General features: G+C 53.8%; 18 protein-coding genes and 1 pseudogene. 16 read left to right on the forward strand and 3 right to left on the reverse strand.

Annotation, left to right across the window (positions count from 1 at the left end; genetic code table 11):
* Positions 1 to 153: 153 nt before the first annotated feature.
* The 4 genes from BOW52_RS14955 (at position 154) to BOW52_RS14970 (ending at position 3,221) form a co-directional block, all read left to right on the forward strand.
* Positions 154 to 573 carry a hypothetical protein gene (locus tag BOW52_RS14955; RefSeq protein ID WP_135622495.1) on the forward strand — a complete coding sequence of 140 codons (420 nt, stop codon included), beginning with the start codon at positions 154 to 156 and terminating at the stop codon, positions 571 to 573.
* 219 nt (positions 574 to 792) lie between these two features.
* Positions 793 to 1,824: a thioredoxin family protein gene (locus BOW52_RS14960; RefSeq protein ID WP_078484888.1), complete on the forward strand. Its 1,032-nt coding sequence runs from the start codon at positions 793 to 795 to the stop codon at positions 1,822 to 1,824.
* 48 nt (positions 1,825 to 1,872) lie between these two features.
* Positions 1,873 to 2,658: a sulfite exporter TauE/SafE family protein gene (locus BOW52_RS14965; protein WP_078484889.1), complete on the forward strand. Its 786-nt coding sequence runs from the start codon at positions 1,873 to 1,875 to the stop codon at positions 2,656 to 2,658.
* Positions 2,655 to 3,221 carry a TrmH family RNA methyltransferase gene (locus tag BOW52_RS14970; protein ID WP_236725773.1) on the forward strand — a complete coding sequence of 189 codons (567 nt, stop codon included), beginning with the start codon at positions 2,655 to 2,657 and terminating at the stop codon, positions 3,219 to 3,221. The genes BOW52_RS14965 and BOW52_RS14970 overlap by 4 nt, the downstream gene beginning before the upstream one ends.
* 62 nt (positions 3,222 to 3,283) lie before the next feature.
* Here BOW52_RS14970 and BOW52_RS14975 read toward each other — a convergent pair whose 3' ends face one another.
* Positions 3,284 to 3,775 carry a HugZ family pyridoxamine 5'-phosphate oxidase gene (locus BOW52_RS14975; RefSeq protein ID WP_078484891.1) on the reverse strand — a complete coding sequence of 164 codons (492 nt, stop codon included), beginning with the start codon at positions 3,773 to 3,775 and terminating at the stop codon, positions 3,284 to 3,286.
* A 53-nt stretch (positions 3,776 to 3,828) separates the two neighbouring features.
* Positions 3,829 to 4,818 carry a GTP 3',8-cyclase MoaA gene (moaA, locus tag BOW52_RS14980; protein ID WP_172840376.1) on the reverse strand — a complete coding sequence of 330 codons (990 nt, stop codon included), beginning with the start codon at positions 4,816 to 4,818 and terminating at the stop codon, positions 3,829 to 3,831.
* A 183-nt stretch (positions 4,819 to 5,001) separates the two neighbouring features.
* On the opposite strand from moaA, the gene BOW52_RS14985 reads away from it, so the two are divergent.
* The 9 genes and pseudogenes from BOW52_RS14985 to BOW52_RS15025 all read left to right on the forward strand — a co-directional run bounded on the left by BOW52_RS14985 (position 5,002) and on the right by BOW52_RS15025 (position 17,880).
* Positions 5,002 to 5,697 (forward strand): Crp/Fnr family transcriptional regulator, encoded by a 696-nt coding sequence (locus tag BOW52_RS14985; RefSeq protein WP_078484893.1) that lies wholly within the window; start codon positions 5,002 to 5,004, stop codon positions 5,695 to 5,697.
* A 665-nt stretch (positions 5,698 to 6,362) separates the two neighbouring features.
* Positions 6,363 to 6,902 carry a ferredoxin-type protein NapF gene (napF, locus tag BOW52_RS14990; RefSeq protein WP_078484902.1) on the forward strand — a complete coding sequence of 180 codons (540 nt, stop codon included), beginning with the start codon at positions 6,363 to 6,365 and terminating at the stop codon, positions 6,900 to 6,902.
* On the forward strand, positions 6,899 to 7,171 hold the full coding sequence (locus BOW52_RS14995; RefSeq protein WP_078484894.1) for a chaperone NapD: 273 nt from the start codon (positions 6,899 to 6,901) through the stop codon (positions 7,169 to 7,171). Before napF ends, BOW52_RS14995 begins: the two co-directional genes overlap by 4 nt.
* Positions 7,168 to 9,756: pseudogene (gene napA, locus BOW52_RS15000) on the forward strand (nitrate reductase catalytic subunit NapA). Before BOW52_RS14995 ends, napA begins: the two are co-directional and overlap by 4 nt.
* Positions 9,757 to 9,796: 40 nt before the next feature.
* Complete coding sequence (napG, locus tag BOW52_RS15005; protein ID WP_078484895.1) at positions 9,797 to 10,657, forward strand: ferredoxin-type protein NapG; 861 nt, start codon at positions 9,797 to 9,799, stop codon at positions 10,655 to 10,657.
* A complete protein-coding gene (gene napH, locus BOW52_RS15010) occupies positions 10,657 to 11,556 on the forward strand; it encodes a quinol dehydrogenase ferredoxin subunit NapH (protein ID WP_078484896.1) in 900 nt (299 codons plus the stop codon). The genes napG and napH overlap by 1 nt, the downstream gene beginning before the upstream one ends.
* 60 nt (positions 11,557 to 11,616) lie before the next feature.
* Positions 11,617 to 12,048: a nitrate reductase cytochrome c-type subunit gene (locus tag BOW52_RS15015; RefSeq protein WP_078484903.1), complete on the forward strand. Its 432-nt coding sequence runs from the start codon at positions 11,617 to 11,619 to the stop codon at positions 12,046 to 12,048.
* A 78-nt stretch (positions 12,049 to 12,126) separates the two neighbouring features.
* Positions 12,127 to 12,681 (forward strand): NapC/NirT family cytochrome c, encoded by a 555-nt coding sequence (locus BOW52_RS15020; protein ID WP_078484897.1) that lies wholly within the window; start codon positions 12,127 to 12,129, stop codon positions 12,679 to 12,681.
* Positions 12,682 to 12,891: 210 nt separating this feature from the next.
* A complete protein-coding gene (locus BOW52_RS15025) occupies positions 12,892 to 17,880 on the forward strand; it encodes a PAS domain S-box protein (protein WP_078484898.1) in 4,989 nt (1,662 codons plus the stop codon).
* 89 nt (positions 17,881 to 17,969) lie between these two features.
* On the opposite strand, the gene sat is transcribed toward BOW52_RS15025, so the two are convergent.
* Positions 17,970 to 19,157, reverse strand: coding sequence for a sulfate adenylyltransferase (sat, locus tag BOW52_RS15030; RefSeq protein WP_078484899.1), 1,188 nt, complete (start codon positions 19,155 to 19,157; stop codon positions 17,970 to 17,972).
* A 411-nt stretch (positions 19,158 to 19,568) separates the two neighbouring features.
* Between sat and BOW52_RS17795 the strand changes: the two genes are divergently transcribed.
* The 3 genes from BOW52_RS17795 (at position 19,569) to BOW52_RS15045 (ending at position 21,391) form a co-directional block, all read left to right on the forward strand.
* Entirely contained in the window at positions 19,569 to 20,453 is an 885-nt protein-coding gene (locus BOW52_RS17795) for a POTRA domain-containing protein (RefSeq protein ID WP_135622498.1), read from the forward strand.
* On the forward strand, positions 20,453 to 20,911 hold the full coding sequence (locus tag BOW52_RS17800) for a ShlB/FhaC/HecB family hemolysin secretion/activation protein (protein ID WP_078484901.1): 459 nt from the start codon (positions 20,453 to 20,455) through the stop codon (positions 20,909 to 20,911). The genes BOW52_RS17795 and BOW52_RS17800 overlap by 1 nt, the downstream gene beginning before the upstream one ends.
* A 213-nt stretch (positions 20,912 to 21,124) precedes the next feature.
* Positions 21,125 to 21,391 carry a hypothetical protein gene (locus BOW52_RS15045; protein ID WP_135622501.1) on the forward strand — a complete coding sequence of 89 codons (267 nt, stop codon included), beginning with the start codon at positions 21,125 to 21,127 and terminating at the stop codon, positions 21,389 to 21,391.
* Positions 21,392 to 22,343 lie beyond the last annotated feature (952 nt).

Genomic DNA, 22,343 nt, shown 5'->3' on the forward strand with positions numbered 1-22,343 from the left:
GGGGCGCCGTAGGCATAAACGGTCGCGTTAAGTATTTGCCGCTTGCTTGGGCTTGGATGCCCAAAACAAGCTTCCGCAAAAATAGCGACTCCCCGGGATGGAGCCTCGCACTTTATCTACGTGGCGCCCGGGAATGTCACGACACTGGGAGAGTTGGCAGCTCTTACAGGTTTAGGTACGCATTCCTACTACCTCAAAGATAACACCACTGTAACGGATGAAAATGGAATCACTGGAACAATAATCGATTTCGAGATCGAGGTGGATTTTACGGACCAGGAATTCGTCTGGGCCTGGTTTAACGCGAACATTGGTGGTCGCTCCTATCAGTTGATGCCTGATCTAGGTGGTGGTAACCCAACATTTGCAGATGTTTATGCCAATGGTGTCGATTTAGTTGGACAGTGCTTTAACGGCAGCTGTGGTACACATCCAGGTCAATCGCTGAACGGAGAGGGGGCACTGGTGTTTCTAGGGGATAATGCGGAAGGTATTGCATTTACACTTGGTGCGGAGACAGCAACGGGCGAGGCGATTACAGGGGTTGGCGTGCTGGATCGAACCCTCTTCTAATTTCTGGGATGCAGTATCATTTAAAAGAGCTGACCAACTGGTCGGCTCTTTTTTTGTTTGTCGACTTGAGAGCGCTCCATTTTGTGCTCTGTTAATGAATAAGTGCGAATGTATATAGGCTATCTTGTGTAAATAAATGGGGTAGTCTCTAATTCTGGTGTGCTAGATAAGGACGTAATTGCCGGTGATTAAACATAACGTGAGGGCGAGGTAACCGTGATGCTCTATTTAAAACGCTGTATGGCATTGATTGCGATGATATTTGTTTCACCGCTCTTTGCCGCAGATGAGCAGCTCGGTGAGGGGATGGTCAATCCCGGCTATGTCGATAGGCCGGCCTGGTTCAAGCAGTCGTTTCTCGATATTCGTGAAGACGTGGCAGAGGCGAGCAGTGAGAGCAAGCGGGTGATGCTCTACTTCTATCAGGATGGCTGCCCCTACTGTGAGCGGCTGGTGCGGGTTAACTTTGCCCAGCATGAGATCGTCGAGAAGACACGTAGCGGCTTTGAGGCGATTGCGATTAACCTCTGGGGTGACCGGGAGGTGACCGGCCTCAAGGGAGAGGTCACCACCGAGAAGCAGTTTGCAAAATCGCTGCGGGTGCAGTTCACCCCGACCCTGCTGTTCCTCGACGAGCAGGGTAAGGTGGCGCTGCGGGTCAACGGCTTCTACCCGCCGCACAAGATGGTGGCGGCGCTCGACTATGTGGCGGGCAAGCATGAATCGGCTGGCAGCTTTCGCGACTACTACGCACGACTCGCGCCGAAGCCAGCTAGCGGCAAGCTGCATCGTGAGCCTGGCTATCTGCAGCCGACACTCGATCTGAGGCGCAAGGCGGGCGCTAAGCCGCTACTGGTCTTTTTTGAGCAGAAGCAGTGTGCGACCTGTGATGAGCTGCATGGAGATACGCTCAAACGCAAGCCGTTGCAGCAGGCGATGGCCTATTTCGATGTGGCGCTGGTCGATATCTGGTCGAACGATCCGCTGATCACGCCCGATGGCAAACGCACCACGGCGCGTAACTGGGCCAAGCAGATGAATGTGCAGTTCACCCCGAGTCTGCTCTTTTTCGATAGTACTGGCAGTGAGACGTTCCGTACTGAGGCCTATCTGCGTGCCTTTCATGTTGAGTCGGCGATGCTTTACGTCTCCAGTGGTGCCTATAACAGTGAACCGGAATTCCAGCGCTTCGTGCAGGGGCGGGCGGATCAACTGCACGAGCAGGGGATTGAGGTCGATCTTTGGAAATAGTTCAACACGCTCATCGTTGTTTGATAAGAACGATTCACTGAGCCTCAAATGTTGATCACGCTGTTACTGCTGGGCGCGGCAGCGGGTCTGCTGGCCGGTCTGCTGGGTGTCGGCGGCGGGCTGGTGATCGTGCCGGTGCTGGCGCTGCTCTTCGCCGATCACAATTTCGCCCACGCCATGCATCTGGCTATTGGTACTTCACTGGCCACCATCATCTTCACCTCGATCTCATCGGTCTATGCCCACCATCGCCGCGGCGCGGTGCTCTGGCAGCTGTTCTGGCGGCTGACGCCGGGGATTGTGGTCGGTGCGCTGATCGGTTCGGTCATTGCCGATCTGATGGCGGGTGATTCGTTGCGTCTGGTCTTCGCCATCTTTGAGCTGAGTGTGGCAGCGCAGATGGGTTTTGGCCTTCGCCCTGATGCTCATCGTGGAATTCCTGGTAGTGGTGCAATGAGCACGGCAGGTGGTCTCATCGGTAGTGTCTCAGCCGTGGTTGGCATCGGTGGCGGCACCATGACCGTCCCCTTTCTGGTCTGGTGCAACGTGAAGATGCAGCAGGCGGTGGCAACCGCTGCCGCTGTCGGTCTACCGATTGCCGTTGGCGGTACGGCCGGTTTTGCCTGGCGTGGTTGGGGTGAGGTGGGATTGCCTGAGTACAGTCTCGGTTATATCTACCTACCGGCCCTGTTGGGGGTGGTGCTGACCAGCGTGCTATTTGCGCCGCTGGGGGCGCGAATTGCCCATGCCCTGCCTGGTGTCCTGCTAAAACGGGTCTTTGCGCTGTTTCTCACCGGGCTGGGTCTGCGCATGTTGTTTGGAGCGCTCTCGTGAGAAGAAGTGACAGCAAGCTACGTAAAGAGATGCGCAATCAGGCGCTACGGCGCTATCGAGAACAGCGTGATCGCAACCGTCTGGCTGAACCGGGCATCCATCAGATGGCGCTGGTACTCGACCATCTCAAACCTGGATTCAGCGTACCGAAGATCTTTCGAAGCGCCGAGGCGTTTGGTGCCCATGAGATCCATATGATCGATATCGGTCCCTTCGACCCCGCTGCGGGCAAGGGGGCGTTTAAGAAGGTCCCGGCAAAATTTCACGATAGCTTTGATAGCTGCTTCGAGAATCTCCATGAACGTGGTTATCAGCTCTTTACCCTCGATCTGGGAGAGGGGTGTCAGCCACTGGGTGAGGTGGCATTGCCTGAGAAGAGCGCCTTCATCTTCGGTCATGAGGAGATGGGGATCAGCTTTGACCGTAGTAGCTACGCCGGGATTGAATGCCTCACCATCCCGCAGGTCGGTGAGACGCAGAGTCTTAACGTCAGTGTCGCTGCCTCGATAGTGATGTACGAGTACTGTCGGCAGCATGGCTCTAAGACAGCAGGTAATAGGTAACAGGCTAGAGGGTAACCCGGATGGAGTGGAACGGAATCGGGGAGTATGGCTCTCAGATTGAATTACTTTATTTTGCTTAGTTGTGCGGCCTGTTCTAGATCACTCTGATTGAAACTCCAGGCACGCGCAAACCCACCGACATAGCGCACATCGACAGATTGGAAGGCGTAGAGCGCAAAATCACCAAACTCAAATAGCTGTTCAGACTCAGGTAGCTGGCCAAGGTAGCGAGCCTTGCCGAGAGTGTATGTCTGTGAGTCGGGTTTAACGGCGGTGACTTCACCATTGAGGGTGAGGCGTGCCAGCGTTTGCGGATCCTTTCGCCCATCATCAGGTTCGCTGATTACGAGTGAGATGGTTGGGCGTTCAAGCAGGTTGCCGGTGTGAGCGGCGAGTTGGCTCAGGTGGAGATAGAGTTGGCTGAAGTTGTCATCGAAGGCGTAGGCGACCATTGAGGCGAGTGGTGTGCCATCTTTCTGCAGCGTAGCGAGTGCGGCCCAGCGCTGACTGCGAATGAGTCGGCCCAGACCGGTAAGTGTTTCACTGCGTGACACGGATTACCCTACTGATTGAAACGATGTGGGGACTATAACAGGAAGAGGGTCGATCAGCCGCCAGTCATCGACATAAAGCGGACCACTTGATTCGGCTTCTCGTTAAATTCGTGACGCTCTGGTTTAAGCGCGATCGCTTCGAAGATCGCCTCTTTAAGGCCGTCATCGCTAATACCTCCGCGCAGTAGTGGGCGCAGGGCGTAGCTGTGGTCCTGCCCGAGGCAGAGGTAGAGGTTGCCATCGGCAGAGAGGCGGATGCGGTTACAGCTCTCGCAGAAGTGCTGTGAGATCGGGGTGATAAAACCGATGCGTAGATCGGTACCGGAGACCTGTACGTAGCGTGCAGGACCACCACCGGGCATTACGCCGGGCAGTAGCTCAAAACGTTCACCGAGGCGGCGCTCGACGCTTAGCAGGTCGAGATAGTGATCCTTGGCTCCAAAGCCGGTGGCTCCCATCGGCATGGTTTCGATAAAGCGCAGGGTGAAGTCGTGTTCGATACAGAATTCGACCATCTGCTCGAACTCGTCATCGTTGACGCCTTTCATCGCCACCATGTTGATCTTGATCGGGAAAAACCCCGCCTCTTTGGCCGCCATCAGACCGTTGATCACTTTTTCCAGCTTGCCGCCGGTGATCTCACGAAAACGGTGTGGATCGAGGGTGTCGAGACTGACATTGATACGGCTGACGCCGGCATTGTGCAGCTCGTCGGCGTGTTTTGAGAGCCGGGTGGCGTTGGTCGAAAGGGAGAGATCCTCAATGCCATTCAGCTTTGCCAGACGACCGGCCAGCTGGGTCACATCTTTGCGTACCAGTGGCTCACCGCCAGTAAGACGAATGCGCTTCACGCCGAGCTCGCCAAAGGCAGCAACGACGCGTTCAATCTCATCAAAAGTGAGCGAGTCGACAGACTCCTGGTAGTCGTCAAAACCCTTCGGCATGCAGTAGAAACAGCGTAGGTCGCAACGGTCAGTTACCGAGAGGCGCAGATATTCGATCTCTCTGCCAAATGGGTCTTTTAGTGATCGGCTCATAGTCATCAAATCTAGTTCTATTAAGCGATTTCGGCAATAACCCAAAGGGGTTATTTCCCCACTCTACGTCATGTCTATTGTGCATGACTCAATCCGGTCAAGTCCGTACAATGTCCATCAACTACAATTTCTAATTGACGCCCCGGTCAGTTGCACTGATCTTGGTCAAGGGCGGAGGGAGATGGCGATATGACCCAAGAAGAGATCAGCACCGAAATCCGACGTACGCCGCTGTTTGGCGCGCTATTGGATGATCAATTTGCCAGGGTAATGCAGGGTATGCACTGCCACCAGTTGGCCAAGGGCGAGCGTCTGTTTAGTCAGGGGGAGCCGGTACAGAGTTTCTACTTTTTGCGTCGTGGTCTGGTAAAGCTGTTTCGTACCTCGCCCGATGGCGATGAGAAGGTGGTTGAGTTGGTCAGCTCGGGCCAGATCTTCGCTGAGGCGCTGATGTTTATGGGAGGGGATGCCGCCTACCCGCTGCATGCAGAGTCGGTGGATATATCAGAGGTGCTCTCGTTCGACGCCCACGCCTTTGTTTCGCTGCTCCGCGACTCGCCTGAGACCAGTTTCCGCATGATGGCAACTCTGAGTCGCCGCCTGCATCAGTTTCTCAACGAGATCGACAGTCTCTCGCTGCGGAATGCGACCTATCGTCTGGTGATCTATCTGCTGCAACAGCTACCGGTAAATATTGCCGAGAGCACCAGCATTCATCTGCCAGCGACCAAAAACCTGATCGCCTCCAAGCTTTCAATACAGCCCGAGACCCTCTCCAGAATACTGCATCGTTTGAGAGATCGCGGTCTGATTGAGGTGCAGGGTAATGACATTGTGCTGTGCGACATCCACGCCCTGCGCAGCATGACCGATATTGACGACTGATACGCTTAATATCTGGTTAGCTGCTACCTCTTGATCTCCCTGATCAAATAACATCGATCACAGGCGAGCTGATTCTTCAGCTCGCCTTCCATGCTTAGTTTCCTAAACCCATCTCGGGGATGTATGGATGGTTATTACGCCTGTTTTGAGCTGCACACAGGGTGATAGCTGTTGCTCTCCAGCTACCTATAAAACGCCCCTGTTTCGATACGTTGCTTTGATTCAAATCTATGTGTTTGTTGGCCAGTTGTGGGCTATCAATGGTCGCTACCTAAAGCTGGCTGTTGAGGCCAGTGATCAGTCGGTCTGGTTTCATTGAGTTGAATGTGCGTCTCGACAGCGGATAGTTATCTGTGTGACATCAAAAATTATTTATATCCACTCTAATCCCGACTGTTTCTATTGGGTAAATCTCTTGTTCAACAGCTAGTTATAAGTGTTCGGTGGCCTTGATCTTCTCCATTTTCGAGACTAGGTTTGTCATATAACGTACAAAACGTGGGTATTAAGAGGCGAGGTTGGTGCCCGCCGATGTGGTGAGCTTTAGGCGCTATTTGTTGGTCAGCAGTACTGCTATCGAACCAAAGAATCTGCGTTCAGATCAGGAAGCTTCCATTGAGCAGGAAGCATAAGTTAACCGCGTCTCTATGGTGGTAGGTGGCGGTATGGGAAGGGCAATAAACCGACGGGCATTTCTCAGGGGCGATCTCTCCGGTCGTTCGGTGCCTGTGCGCCCACCCTGGGCAGTGGAAGAGACGTTATTTGTCGATCTCTGCAGCCGTTGTGATGACTGTAGAAAGCAGTGCCCTGAGTCGATTATCGAAACCGAGTCAGGTTTCCCCAAGATCAATTTCAAGCGTGGTGAGTGCACCTTCTGCGGCGAGTGTGTCGAGCGCTGCAAAACCGGCGCGCTCCAGCCCCAGGCCTTCGCAGCTCATGCGCAGCCGTGGCAGCTTAAGGCAACGATTTCCGATGCGTGTCTGGCGATGCGAGGCGTTGTATGCCGCAGCTGCGGCGAACAGTGTGATGAGCGCGCCATTACATTTCGACCACGCATCGGTGGTGTCTCTATTCCTGAACTCGATCAGCAGGCGTGCAGCGGTTGTGGCGCCTGTGTGGCGCCCTGTCCGGTAGCGGCTCTCTCGGTTCAGCAGGGGACGAATCAACTATCTCAACAAAAATCACAACTGGAGGAGAGTGCATGAATATCTGTGGCGTTCTGGTGCATGCCAGACCAGAAAATATCGTGCCGGTAAAGGAGCGGCTGCAGCATCTCGAAGGCGTTGAAGTACACGCGATTAACGATGATGGGCAGCTGGTGGTGACCCTTGAGCAGGATGATGAGGGTCTCATGGCCGATACCTTGATGAGTTTTCAAAACGTGGATGGCGTTATATCCGCATCGATGATTTACCACCATAACGAAGATGAAAATAATGAAGAAGTTGAGCATTTAGAGGAGGTCGTACAATGAAACAGACACGGCGAGAATTTATTAAAAACAATGCGATAGCTGCAACTGCAGCGGCAGCGGGTGTCTCCCTGCCAGGGGTCAGCTTTGCAGCGGCGGATGATGGGATTCGCTGGGACAAGGCGGCCTGTCGCTACTGTGGTACCGGCTGTAGCGTGCTGATCGGCACCAAGGGCGGCAAGGTAGTCGCCTCACAGGGTGATCCCGATGCCCCGGTTAACCGCGGTCTCAACTGCATCAAGGGTTACTTCCTGCCGAAGATCCTCTACGGAAAGGATCGTCTCACCCAGCCGATGCTGCGTAAGACGGGTGGGAAATACGCCAAAGATGGCAAGTTTGAGGCGGTCTCCTGGGACGAGGCGTTTAAGATCATGGCGGAGAAGTTCATCGCTGCGCGTAAGAAGGGTCCCAAGGGTATCGGCATGTTCGGTTCCGGTCAGTGGACCGTCTGGGAGGGCTATGCGGCACAGAAGCTGATCAAGGCCGGTTTCCGCTCCAACAGCCTCGAGCCGAATGCTCGTCACTGTATGGCCTCGGCGGTTGGTGCCTTCATGCGAGGCTTCGGCATCGATGAGCCGATGGGCTGCTATGACGACCTTGAGCACGCCGATGTCTTCGTGCTGTGGGGTGCCAACATGGCGGAGATGCACCCGATCCTCTGGTCGCGCCTTACCGATACCCGTCTGACCAAGAAGGGGTGTGAGGTACATGTGCTCTCAACCTACGAGCATCGCTGCTTCGAGCTGGCCGATAACGGCATGGTCTTCACCCCACAGACCGATCTGGCGATCGGTAACTACATCGCCAACTACATCATCCAGAATAAGGCCTACAACAAGGCGTTCCTCGACAAACATGTCAACTTCCACCAGGCGGTTACCGATATCGGATACGGTCTGCGTGCGACCCATCCCAAGGAGAAGGCGGCGAAGAATCCGGGTAACGGTGGTAAGAGCAAGATCTCCTTCGAGGAGTACGCCAAGTCGGTAGCCCCCTATACTCTGGAGAAGGCGAGCGAGATGTCGGGCGTGCCGAAGGATAAGCTGCTCAAGCTGGCCAAGGTCTACGCCGATCCGAACAAGAAGGTCACCTCCTACTGGACCATGGGCATGAACCAGCACACCCGCGGTGTCTGGATGAACGGTCTGGTCTATAACATCCATCTGCTGATGGGCAAGATCTCCGAGCCGGGCAACAGCCCCTTCTCGCTCACCGGTCAGCCATCCGCCTGCGGTACCGCTCGCGAGGTCGGTACCTTTACCCACCGCCTGCCCGCCGATCTGGTGGTGAAGAAGGATGCGCACTGCAAATTTTCCGAGAAGACCTGGAAACTGCCAGCAGGCACCATTCCGCGTGCCAACGGCAAATCCGACGGTGCCGATCAGCCCGATATCAGCGGTAAGCCGATGGGTAAAAACCTGATCCACGCGGTGGCGATGCACCGTGCACTGAAGGACGGGGTCATGAACGTCTTCTGGGTGATGTGTAACAACAACATGCAGGCGGCGGCCAACTTGAATGAGGAGTCCTACCCCGGTTGGCGAGCTCCCGATAACTTCGTCATCGTCTCCGACCCCTACCCGACCGTCTCCGCCCAGGCCGCCGACCTGGTACTGCCGACGGCGATGTGGATCGAGAAGGAGGGTGCCTACGGTAATGCCGAACGCCGTACCCAGTTCTGGCGTCAACAGACCGCTGCACCGGGTGAGTCGAAGTCTGACCTGTGGCAGGTGATGGAGTTTGCCAAGTACATCAAGGTCGAGGATGTCTGGCCGGCCGAGCTGATCGCCAAGGCACCGGAGGTTGCAGGCAAGACCCTCTTCGATCGCTGACCGCCATGGATAGCGAAGCGAAGGCGGTTAGTCCGCGATAGTCGACGCCGTCTGCATATTCGTAGTTGAGAGCGGGAGCGAACGACGAAGTACGACAATGATGAGTCCAAAGACTTTGGTTTCTACGCGCAGAAGGGGCTATTCGAGGAGTATCGCCTCTTCAACTCCGTCGAGGGGATTCCGAAGAAGGGCCACGAGATGGCCGAGTTTGGTGCCTACCACAAGGCGCGTGGTATGCGCTGGCCGGTAATCGACGGCAAGGAGACGCTGTGGCGCTTCCGCGAAGGCTACGATCCACACGTTAAGGCGGGTGAGGGCGTCAAGTTCTACGGTACCGGTGACGGTAAGGCGAACATCATATCGGCTCCTTTCGAGCCTGCTGCGGAGGTCCCTGACAAAGAGTACGACATGTGGCTCAGCACCGGCCGTGTGCTGGAGCACTGGCACTCTGGTTCGATGACCCAACGCGTCCCCGAGCTGCACCGGGCGGTACCCGATGCGGTGGTCTTCATGCATCCCAAGGATGCGAAGAAGCGTCGTCTGCGTCAGGGCGCCAAGGTGAAGGTGGTCAGCCGTCGTGGCGAGATCGTCTCCCGTGTCGAGACCCGTGGTCGTAACCGTCCGCCCGAGGGGCTGGTCTATGTACCGTGGTTCGACGCCAGTCGTCTGATCAACAAGGTGACCCTCGATGCGACCGATCCACTATCGAAAGAGACCGACTACAAGAAGTGTGCGGTCAAGGTGGTGAAGGCGTAGTCCGAGTCCACTGACAACAGAAGCGAAGATGAAATAGAAGATGAGTGACCACGATCACAACGATAACCTGAACGGGAAGGGCAAAGCGGTTAGCCGCCGTCGCTTCCTGGCCGACTTGGCCAAGACCGCTTGCGGTGTTGGTCTGTTCGGTATGGGTATCGGGCTCTATTCACAACAGGCCCGATCGTTGCCGGCACTGGCGATTCGTCCTCCGGGTGCGCTACCCGAGGGTGAGTTCCTGGCAGCCTGCACGCGCTGTGGTTTGTGTGTTCGTGACTGTCCCTACGACATTCTGAAGTTGGCCGATATCGGTGAAGAGGTAACCACCGGCACGCCCTACTTCACAGCCAGGAGCGGTCCTTGCGAGATGTGTGAGGATATTCCCTGTGTGCCGGTCTGTCCGACCGGGGCGCTGGATCACGAGCTGACCGATATCAACAGGGCCCGTATGGGACTGGCGGTGGTCTCCGATCAGGAGAGCTGTATCGCCTTTCTCGGGCTGCGTTGTGAGGTCTGTTACAACGTCTGTCCCATCCGTGGTAAGGCGATCACGCTGGAGCGTAAGCACAACGTTCGTTCCGGTAAGCACGCACTCTTTATTCCCGTCGTCCATTCCGACGCCTGTACCGGCTGTGGATTGTGCGAGAGGGCCTGCATTCTGGAAGAGGCCGCCATCAAGGTTCTACCTAACCATCTGGTTCAGGGGAAGCTGGGCGATCACTACCGGATCGGCTGGGAGGAGAAGGCGAGTGCGGGCGAGTCGCTGGTCACCCCGGATGTGGAACACCGCTACAACCTGCCCGAAGGCGTGCGTTACGAGCACGGCGGGGAAGGGCTGATCACCGAAGAGCGTAGTAATCCACTCGATACACTCAATAGTGGTTTCGGGGGGAGTGACTGATGGCTAAGTACCAACGTTTGGGGGCCGATGCGCTGGCCGAGAAGGGCTGGCTGGGTGCGCACAAATGGTTGTTGCTAAGGCGTTTTAGTCAGCTGTCGATTCTGCTGCTCTTCATGCTTGGTCCCTGGGCGGGTGTCTGGATCATCAAAGGTAACCTCTCATCCAGCCTGCTGCTGGATACGGTGCCGATGACCGATCTGATGGTGTTTCTGCAGATGCTGGCGGCGGGTTTCCTGACGCCGGTCAGTACGGTGGTCACGGGAGTGTTAATCGTGACTGTCTTCTATCTGCTCGCAGGTGGACGTCTCTTCTGCTCCTGGGTCTGTCCACTCAATATGGTGACCGATGCAGCCAACTGGTTGCGGGAGAAGCTGGAGATCAAACCCTCGACCCACCTGTCGCGCAATCTGCGCTACTGGATGCTGGCGATGGTGGTGGTGATGGCATTTGTGACCGGGAGTATGGCCTATGAGGTCTTCAACCCGGTCTCGATGACCCATCGCACCATCATCTTCGGTCTGGGAATGGGGTGGGCTGTGGTTCTGGCCATCTTCCTCTTCGATCTGTTTGTTGCCAGAAGAGGCTGGTGCAGCCACCTCTGTCCGGTGGGTGCCACCTACGGACTGCTCGGTAAGCTCAGCCTGGTGAGGGTGCGGGCCGATCAACGTGTGGCCTGCAACGACTGCATGGAGTGTTTCGTCGTCTGTCCCGAACCGCAGGTGATCAAGCCTGCGCTCAGGGGTGAGACGAAGGGGGGCGGTCCGGTAATCACCTCGGGTGATTGCACCAACTGTGGTCGCTGTATCGATATCTGTGCCAAGGATGTCTTCCACTTCGGAATGCGTTTCAACAATGTCAGTGGTAACGAAGGTATTAAGGGTTCGGCAACGCACGCCTGATGTGTGTTGCAAGGGAAAAATCAAACGATGAAAAAATCTAAATTGATGGTGGAGGTTGTCATGAAAAAAATCGTACTTACCGCAGTTCTGGGGATGTTTGCCGTGATGGCAATACCGTTCAGTGCCAGCGCCGATGTGACGTCACTGCGTGGTGATCTGGAGCTGGATGCAGACTCCAAGGCGTATGAGAAGCGTAAGCAGGTAACGCAGAAGGGTGGCTTTGAGCGTAGCTTCAAGCTGCAGCCGCCGATGATTCCGCACAAGGTTGATAAGGATAAGATTACCTTGAAGACTAACACCTGCATGCGCTGCCACAGCGCGGCCAACTACAAGAAGGAGAAGGCACCGATGACGGGCGAGAGCCACTTCCTCGACCGTGACGGTAATAAGCTGAAGAAGGTCTCGGCGCGTCGCTACTTCTGTAACCAGTGTCATGCGCCGCAGCAGAGTGCCGATCCGCTGGTTGAGAACCAGTTTGTCGGAGCGAAGTAACGGTAATGTCCCGGCCGGGGCGGCGAGCGTCGCTCTGGTCGGTTTTTAAATCAATAATCCATAATTAAGGTTGTAAACATGCTTGCTAAATCAACATTTGCCACGCTGGTTGTCGGCATCATCCTCGGTGTCATCGGTTGGGGTGGATTTAACTGGTCGCTGGAACTGACCAATACCGAGGAGTTCTGTATCTCCTGTCATGAGATGGAGGCGAACGTCTATCAGGAGCTGCAGGAGACGGTGCACTGGTCGAACCGGACCGGCGTGCGGGCCACCTGCCCCGACTGTCACGTGCCGAAGGAGTGGACGCATAAGATCGTGCGTAAGATCAAGGCGTCTAACGAGCTCTGGCACAAGATGATGGGCACCATCGATACTCCGGAGAAGTTTGAGGAGTATCGACTCACCATGGCGGTCAGCGAGTGGGAGCGGATGAAGAAGACCGATTCACGCGAGTGTCGTAACTGCCACAACTTCGGTTCGATGAATCTCGAGAAGCAGGAGGAGCGTAGTGCCGAACGCCATGACCCGCATGTCTGGGAGGTGCAGGATGGCCTGGAGCCGAGCAAGACCTGTATCGACTGCCACAAGGGTGTCGCGCACAGTCTGCCTACCGGCTGGGAGGAGGAGTAACAATCTCACAGGCTGAAGCGAAGAGGGCGCACACTGTGCGCCCTTTTTTTGTTGATTGGTCGACGGCGGCGGCTGAGATATCCTTGTTAACAATTGTTTCGCTATAAAACCTACTACTTCCGTGTAGTACTATGTCTGGCATGTATGTCATGAAAATCGAATTCGTTGTCGGTTTGTTCACCGATCCCTCTGATTAGTCGCTGGTTAACGATGGAAAATAATAAGAGCGAAATAGAGGCGCGTCTCTCCGCGCTGGTAACGAGCTATCGCGCAGGATTGCCAGCGAAGGTCGATGAGTTGCGTTCGGACTGGTACCAGCTTAGTGAGGGAGCATGGAGTGATGATCAGGCTGCACAGCTACTGCTGTCACTGCACAATCTAGCCGGTTCAGGTGCCACCTACGGCTTCTCCGAACTGAGTGCTTATGCGAGTGGTTTCGAGCGGCTGCTTGAGACAGTCGTTAAACAGCGGCAGGTTAGTGCCGAGGTGGGTGAGCAGGTCGATCTGATCCTTGATGTGCTTAAGCAGAGTGCCAACAGCTCTGATGACGACCCATTCTGGAGAGATTTTGTCGGTCTGGAGCGACCACAGCAGCAGTATGTCGATAGCCGTATCGTTTTGGTGGTGATTCCTCATAATGAAGCGCTCAGAGAGGCGGTAGTGGCGTGTCTGGAGAGTCACGCTTTTCAAGCCATGGTAGTGGAGAGTATTGGTTCGGTCATCGAGTGGATACGAACAGAGAGTGCGCTGGCAGTGGTGCTGGATGAACTGCCAGAAGAGGATGGTGGCTACTGTGAAGTGCCGACGGGTTTGAGTCGTGCGGTCAGTTGTCCACCCTCCATCATGGTCTCAGGTCAGTATGATGCCGAGTCACGATTGGCAGCCGCTCGCGTTGGGATCAACCGCTATCTGACCACCCCGCTCAAAAGTATCGAACTGGTTGAAGCGCTCGATGATTTTTCCTTGGAGGCGAGTGATTCGAATGGCCGGGTACTGATCGTCGATGACGATGTGAATATCGCAGTGCTCTATAGTGCTTTTCTGGAGCAGGCGGGGATGACGGTACGCCATCTAGCAAACCCGTTGCAGACGCTGGAGACGATCGAATCTTTCCAGCCCGATCTGATCATGATGGATCTCAATATGCCGCAGTGTAACGGTATGGAGTGCGCCAGCGTGATCCGACAGTTCCGCCATCTCGACGATACCCCAATTCTCTATGTGGCTGGATATGGCGATGACGCTCTGCGCCTTGAGGCGATGAGTCGTGGTGGTGAGGAGTTTATCGATAAGCCGGTCGATCCCTACCATCTGGTCCGAACCGTGAGGGCATGGTTAGTCCGCTCGGGCAGGACGCATCGACAGAAGGCGCGTGCCGAAACTAATCTGCGGGAACTCGAACGGCAAAAGTTTGCACTTGATCAGCACTCTATCGTCAGCATCGCAGATAGCAGTGGCAAGATTACCTATGCCAATGAGAAATTTGTACAGATCTCAGGCTACAGCCTGGATGAGCTGCTTGGTGAGAACCACAATGTCGTTAACTCTGGTACGCACTCAAAGAGCTTCTTCATCGATATGTGGCAGACCATTGCCAGCGGCAAAGTGTGGCATGGTGAGCTGAGTAATCGTGCCAAAGATGGGGCTATCTACTGGGTTGACTCGACCATCGTTCCCTATATGGATGAGAGAGGTGTTCCTTACCAGTACGTCTCGATCCGAACCGATATTACCGAACGAAAGCTGTTGCACGAAGAGTTGCAGAAAAATGAGGAAAGACTCAATAGGAGTCAGACCTTTGCCAATATCGGTACCTGGGACTGGAATATTGAAAGTGGTGAGCTCTACTGGTCAGAACGCATTGCTCCTCTGTTTGGTTACCAAAACAGGCTCGTTGATACCACCTACGAAAACTTCGTCAATGCGATTCATCCCGATGATCGTGATGCGGTACTCGGTGCTGTAAATGCCCGTGTGGAAGAGGGTGCGGAGTACAATATTGAGCACCGGGTCGTTTGGGATGACGGAACAGTTCACTGGCTGCTTGAAAAGGGTGATGTGGTGCGCGACGGGGCGGGTAAAGCGCTGAAGATGCTCGGTGTCGTGCAGGATGTAACCGCTCGTAAAGAGGCCGAAGAGGCGCTGAACAGATTCAAGACCACGCTCGATGTGACGCAGGATTGTGTCTTTATGATCGACCCCGGGTCGCTCACCTTCTTCTACGTCAATCAGGGAGCGATCGATCAGGTGGGTTACAGCGAGCAGGAGCTGCTCACTATGCACCCCTGGACGATCAAGCCCGATTACGATGAGAGAAAATTCAGGTCGCTTATCGAACCACTGCTTCTGGGAGGACAGAGTTCGATTGCCTTCGAGACGATCCATGAGCACAAGGATGGGTCGCTTATCCCGGTCGATATTGTGTTGCAGCTAGTTGCGCCCGAGGGTGAGCCGACACGATTCGTGGCCATCGTGCGCAATGTGACAGAAAGAAAGCGGATCGAGACTGCTCTGCAGACATCGAGAAATATGATGCAGAGCGTGCTCGATACTATTCCCGTGCGTGTCTTCTGGAAGGATCGCGAGTCGGTCTATCTGGGATGTAATAACCACTTTGCTGCCGATGCTGGGATCAATCACCCGAAAGATATTATCGGCAAGACGGACCTTGAGTTGCCATGGCCGGAGCAGGCTGAGCTCTACCGGGCTGATGATGCGATAACCATCTCCAGCGAAGAGTCGAAGCTTAACTACGAAGAGCAGCAAGATCGTAGTGATGGCTCACGTAACTGGGTAGAGACCAGCAAGGTGCCGCTGCGGGATGGTGAAGGCGAGATTATCGGTGTGCTCGGTACCTATCACGATATTACCGATCGCAAGCTGGCGGAGAAGGCGCTGCAGGTGAGTGAGGCGCGTCTGCGTGATGCGCAGCGTATCGGCCATATTGGTAACTGGTCGTGGGATGTTGAAAGCGGATATCTGCACTGGTCGGATGAGATTTTCAGAATCTTCGGCCGCTCTCCGAGTGAGTTTGAACCGACCTATGAGCACTTCTTCGAGACGATTCACCCCGATGATGTTGAGTGTATTAAGCGTTCGGAAGAGAAGGCGTTTGCGCAGGGTAAGAAACACAGTATCGACCACCGCATTGTGATGCCCGATGGCGAGATACGCTGGGTACACGAAGAGGCTGAGGCGGTGATGGGTAAAGAGGGTAACCCGATCAGTCTGGTTGGTACGGTGCAGGACATTACCGATCGCAAACGTGCCGATATCGAGCTTGAACGGCAGAAGGTGCTGTTTGAGTCGCTGTTCCGCGATATACCTGACGCGATGGTCTATGCGAATCCAGATCGTGTGGTACAGATGTGTAACCCAGCCTTGACGCGAGTGTTCGGTTATCAGGCCGATGAGGTGGTCGGAGAGAAGACTTCGATACTCTATGAGAGTGAGGCGGAGTTTATTCGGCAGGGCGAGCAGCGATTGAATTTGAGTGCGACCGAGTCACGCCTTCCCTACGAGGTTGCCTACCAGCGAAAAGATGGGGATGTCTTCCCTGGTGAAACAGTTGGGACTGCGATCAAAAATCAGCAGGGCGAAACGATCGGCTATATTGGCGTGATTCGTGACATTACTGATCGCAAGGAAGCGGAGCAGAGCCTGAAGGTCTTCCGTCAGGTCTTCGATACCTCCAAGCAGGGAATTGGGATTTCTGATCGTGCGGGAAAGATCATCTATATCAACCGGGCCCATGAAGTGGCCAGTGGTTACCGACTTGAAGAGGTGGTTGGAAAACCCTTTAGTATCTTCCTCTCGGAAGAGACGGCTGCTGCGAAGGAGCCAGAGATACTCGCGGCCATCAAACGTGGTGAGAGCTGGAGCAATTTGCTGCCGCAACAGCGTAAGGATGGCAGTAAATTTGTCTCTTTCTCAAATATCAGTTATGTGCCGGATGCCGCCGGGAATCCTCAGTATCTTTTCAATATCTTCGATGACTACACCGACGAGCTGGCAAGACAGCAGGAGCTCAATCTGGCCAAGGAGCAGGCGGAGCAGGCCAATCGTGCCAAATCGGAGTTCCTCTCCAGCATGAGTCACGAGCTGCGAACACCGATGAATGCGATCCTCGGTTTTGCGCAGTTACTGGAGATGGAGAGTGATCAGCTCTCCGAGGATCATCTCGATAACGTCAATGAGATAGTAACCGCCGGTGGGCACCTACTTGATTTGATCAATGAAGTGCTCGATCTGGCGCGAATTGAGGCGGGCCGTGTCGAGTTGAATATGGAAAATGTTGCTATACGCGAAGTGCTGGAGGAGGCGAAGACGCTCATCCGTCCACTTGCTGAACAACGGAGAATCAACATCGTTGATGCAATGAGCTGTAGTACCGAGATGACGTTGCATGCAGATCGCGTTCGTCTAAAGCAGGTGTTGATCAATCTGCTCTCCAATGCAGTGAAATATAATCGTGAAGGCGGCACTATCGAGCTGAGCTGCGGTTGTGACGTGGAACAGGATGAGCGGATCTGTCTGACGGTTCGCGACACCGGCATGGGCATCCCATTTGAGCAGATCGAATCGCTCTTTACCCCCTTTAATCGACTTGGCGCAGAAAACTCCGAGGTGGAGGGTACCGGTATTGGTCTGGTGATTACCAAACAGCTGGTGGAGATGATGGGGGGTGAAGTTGGCTGCGAAAGTACACCGGGTGAAGGGTCGAACTTTACGGTCTCGTTCCCGTTTGATCATTCTCGGTACGAGAGCGTGTCGGCATCCGGTAGTATCGGTGTAGAGGCTGGGCTGAGTTCAGACCGTGACTATAGCGTGCTCTACGTTGAGGATAATCCGGCCAATATTCGTCTAATGAATACGGCATTGGTGCGTCGCGGTAACATCAATCTGATGACGGCACATACAGCTGAGCTGGGGCTCGATCTGGCTGAGGCGCATCAACCTGATGTGATCATTCTCGATATCAATCTGCCGGGTATCAGTGGAATGGAAGCGCTTGAACGGATCAAGGTATCTGAAAAACTCTGTAACACCCCTGTTATAGCGCTGAGTGCCGATGCGATGCAGAGCTCGATTGATCGTGGTTTGGAGGCGGGTTTCTACCGTTACCTGACCAAGCCGATCGATATCCAGGCGTTGTTTGAGTCGTTGGATGCCTCGATTGAGGCGGCACGCGAGCAGTAGCTATCGATCGTTAGCTGCCGAGGTCAGGCACAAAAAAAGGGGCGCACCGAAGTGCGCCCCTTTTTTATTACCGTAGCGGATGCTGCGGCTTAGCTTAGGCTCTGATAGTAATCCATCAGAATCTGAGCTACCTCAGGACGTGAGAACTCTTTAGGTGGTGCGATGCCGTTACCGAGCATTTCACGAACCTTGGTGCCGGAGAGCAGTACGAAGTCTTCCTTGGTGTGATCAGGCGCTTCGCGCATCATCATTACCTTGTCGAGCTTCTTCGAGTAGGCGGTGTGGTCAGCTTCGAAGATCTCAATCTCCATTGCGCCAGCAGGTACCTTGTCGTGGAAGATGGTCTGCGCATCGAAGGCGCCGTAGTGGTCACCAACACCAGCGTGGTCACGACCAACGATGAAGTGGGTGCAGCCCATGTTCTGACGGAAGTAAGCGTGCAGTACTGCCTCGCGAGGACCGGCGTAGAGCATATCGAAACCGTAACCGGTAACCATTGCGCTGTTGGGTGGGAAGTAGAGCTCAACCATCTTACGGATTGCAGCATCACGAACTGGAGCAGGGATATCACCCTTCTTCAGCTTACCGAGCAGCATGTGGATTACGAGGCCATCACACTCGAGACGATCCATCGCCATGTGGCACAGCTCCTCGTGAGCGAGGTGCATTGGGTTACGGGTCTGGAAGGCAACAACCTTCTTCCAGCCACGCTCAGCGATCTCGTTGCGAATCTCAACCGCGGTGCGGAAGGTGTCTGGGAAGTCATCCTGGAAGTAGCTGAAGTGCAGAACCTGAATGTCACCGGAGATTGCGATACGACCCTGGCCGTTGAATGCAGCGACACCGGGGTGCTCTGCATCGTCAGTGCCATAGACTTCCTGAGTCATGGTGGCCATCTGCGCGTCAGTCACTTCCTCGGTAGCGGTGATGTCCATGATGGCAAGCACAGGGTTGCCTTCCATGTTGGGATCACGCAGGGCAACACGCGTTGCGCCGTTAAGGCTGTCTACGCTATCAAGCAGGCAGAGAACAGGAACGGGGAAGAAAGAACCGTCGGTGAGGGTCAGTTTCTCGGCTGCGCCCATGGCATCAGCAACGTTCATGAAACCCTTCAGCGGGTTGAAATAACCAGCACCCATCATGACGGCATTACCTGCAGCCTGTGAGCTGATGGTGACAGAAGGCAGAGACTCTGCCTCGTGCATAAGCTTGTGGTGCTCTTCGCTGTCGTAGACAAATAGCGGGTTGAGTTCGTCGGAACCGATTGGCTTGATCATGCTTCTTTCCTCTCGTTTTTTATATAAACCCCGCAGGGCGAGGCAGTAACCGATGTCCATGGGGTGGAGAACGCTGATACCCGATGGCACTAAATTGTGGTCGACCCGGCGGCGCGGAAATATCTGGTGCACAGGATCAAATCGATCTGAAGCCCCGCCGAGAGAACTGCCGACTATACAACACCCCCTTTTTTCTGGGTAATAGGCCAAAATGATGAGGTCATAGATTCCAATTTTTGGCGTGGAGATGGAAAAAATCTTATAAAAACAGTTAGTTTGAACTTGGTCTGATTCTTGGCTTTGAGGGGTATTGAAGAGCCAGCGTGATCAACTGTTTCGGTTAGATAAATAACCGTATATAGTGTAAGTGAAATTCGAGTGTGACTAAGGCGTGAGCCCTCGGTGGATTGAGTGGTCTCAACGGAAGTGGAGCTTTCGTACGCCAACATCAAGGATGATGGAATGATTCATGGTTTTCTTCTGCCCCGTTGTGGGCGTTATATCTGCATCTGCCTGGCAGCCAGCCGCCACTTTTTCCTCAGCGTGTTCCCGGTGGTATTGACGATTGCCGTCATACCCGCAATGAGTTACGCCCAAGCCGATAGCGGTGAGATGGTCCGTCACCAGCAGGAACGAGAACGTGCTCTGCGTGAGTCTCAGGAAGTGAGACCAGATGTTCGTTTGCAATCGCAACTGGACCGCGACGCCCTCATGATCCCCGAAGATGAGAGGCCGTGCTTCAAGATCGAAAAGGTCACGCTGACAGGCCAGGACGCCAGGCGGTTCGAATGGGCGATCGAGTGGGCCGGTCGGCGCGGAGAGCCATTCATGGGCCGCTGTCTTGGTTCACAGGGTATCGGTGTGGTGATGAGGCGGGTGCAGAATGAGATCGTGGCGCAGGGGTTTATAACCACCCGAGTCGTTGCGCAGCCACAGGACCTGAATGATGGCAAGCTGGAACTGCTCCTGATACCCGGTCGGGTGGATGAGGTGCGAAATGGTGAAAATGCACCCTGGCGGGCTACCTACTGGAACACGATGCCGCTCTCACCGGGCGATCTGCTAAATCTTCGCGATATAGAGCAGGGGCTCGAAAATCTTCAGCGTGTTCCGACCGTTGAGCCCGATATCGATATTCAACCATCGGAGTTGCCCGGTGAAAGCGATCTGCTGATCGACTGGAAGCAGCGATTCCCGCTTCGTGCAAGCCTGTTTGCTGACGACTCCGGTTCGGAGAGCAGCGGCAAATATCAGCTCGGTGGCACCCTCTCACTCGACCACCCGACCACCCGCTGATGCTCCACGACCTCTTCTATATAACCGCCTACCGCGGTGTCAGTTTCGACGGCGAGGCGCTCGAGCCGCAATCGACCGGCTACGTCGCCCACTACTCACTCCCGTTTGGCTACTGGTTGCTCTCAATGACACACAGCGGTTACGACTACTCACAGAACGTCGTCGGTGCGGTCGTTGACTATGAATACAGCGGTCGTAGCAGTAACAGCGAGATCGAGATAGAACGGGTTGTTTTTCGTGGCGCCAAACGTAAAAGCACCCTGTCGCTGCAAAGCTACCTCAAACGTTCACGTAGCTATATCGACGATACCGAGATCAATGTGCAGCGTCGCGGTATGTCGGGTGTGCGGGTTGCACTGGCACACCGTGAATTTGTAGGTGATGGAACGTTCGATATCGAGTTAGCTCATCGTCGGTGGCTCAAATGGTTTGACGCAACCGCTGACCGCCATGGATAGCGAAGCGAAGGCGGTTAGTCCGCGATAGTCGACGCCGTCTGCATATTCGTAGTTGAGAGCGCGAGCGAACGACGGAGAAGTATTTGCCGCTTGCTTGGGCTTGGATGCCCAAAACATGCTTCCGCAAAAATAGCGACTCCCCGATGGGGTACCCGAAGCTGTTGTCGATCTTTCAAAATCGCCATTTAGCGAAATTTCTTATTAGGTGTTCATATGAATGATAAGCCATATACAAAAATTGGAAATACTTACTACCCAAAAGAGCCTCAGACTGAGATCTCTGAATCTGAAATTAAAGGAAGTTACTGGAGAGCTTGGTCTGAAGGCGAAAAATACTTTTATGAATTTGATGAAGGACATTTTGCTTCAAAATTTAGAACAGTAGAAATTTCTTGTGATGATTATCAGCTTCTTAAATCCGGGAAAATTACTGATTCTGATTTGACTTTGAAGTATAAGGTGAAATCCAACCACGAGTAAAAGAAAGTAGGGGTCAGGTTAAGGCTCCCCCAGTTTAACGGGTGAATTTATTAAGAGGCAGGAATAAAGGGGGATGGAGGGGTTGACGTTTAGCCAGTCTGAGTCTGGTATTGGTCTCTTCTTGGAAAGGATATACAAAGGAGTTGTAATGCTAAGGCGAGCAAGGAGCTATATTCCCGGTCTTCCCTATCATGTCGTGCAGCGTGGCAACATTGAAAAGATATAAAGATATAAAGATATAAAGATTTAAAGATTTAAAGATTTAAAGTTCTTAGTTTCTAATTGTTTGCGATCATCTGTTCGGTGTTTCTTTCGGTTTCAATCGAATATTACCCTTTTGGTTTAGGGGGGGGTAATTTTCCACTGGCTACCAAGCCAACAAATCAATATTTGAATAGAACAAACCCTGATACAGGTCTAGTAGAAAGAAGCGGCTTTGGTCGAGAATATGACTATCTCATATCAAAGGGTTATAAGTATGTTTATTTTACTTCGTCTATGGTGAGGCAATGATTGATGAGTATCAACAATATCTAGTTAAAGTGATAAGTGAAGTGTCAAAGATTGGTTTTAGACTGATTGATGATTCAGATTATTTTGCGTGCTTTGAAAACGATGCCGGTTGGAAGTTGACGCTTTAAGGAGAAAGGTATAATAGGCCTCTTATAGATATTGAAGTAATCCAACCAAATCGGAGGGAGGGGTTTTCTCTTCGTATTTTAATGAGTGCGTATCAGAAAATTGAGAGCGTAGAGCAGTCCCTGCCGTCGGTGGACAATCAGCTTTCTTTTTTTGTGTCCAATTTTAATGGATGATTACTGGATGTTAATAGTTATAGTGAGGTCTACATGAGCCTCCCCCAGTTTAACGGGTACTTTTAATAAGCGACAATGTCGCAATAGGAGTATCCAAATGACTAGAAAACGCAAGCCATATAAGACCTACACCAAAG

Source organism: Solemya pervernicosa gill symbiont, assembly GCF_002020875.1.
Taxonomy (GTDB): Bacteria; Pseudomonadota; Gammaproteobacteria.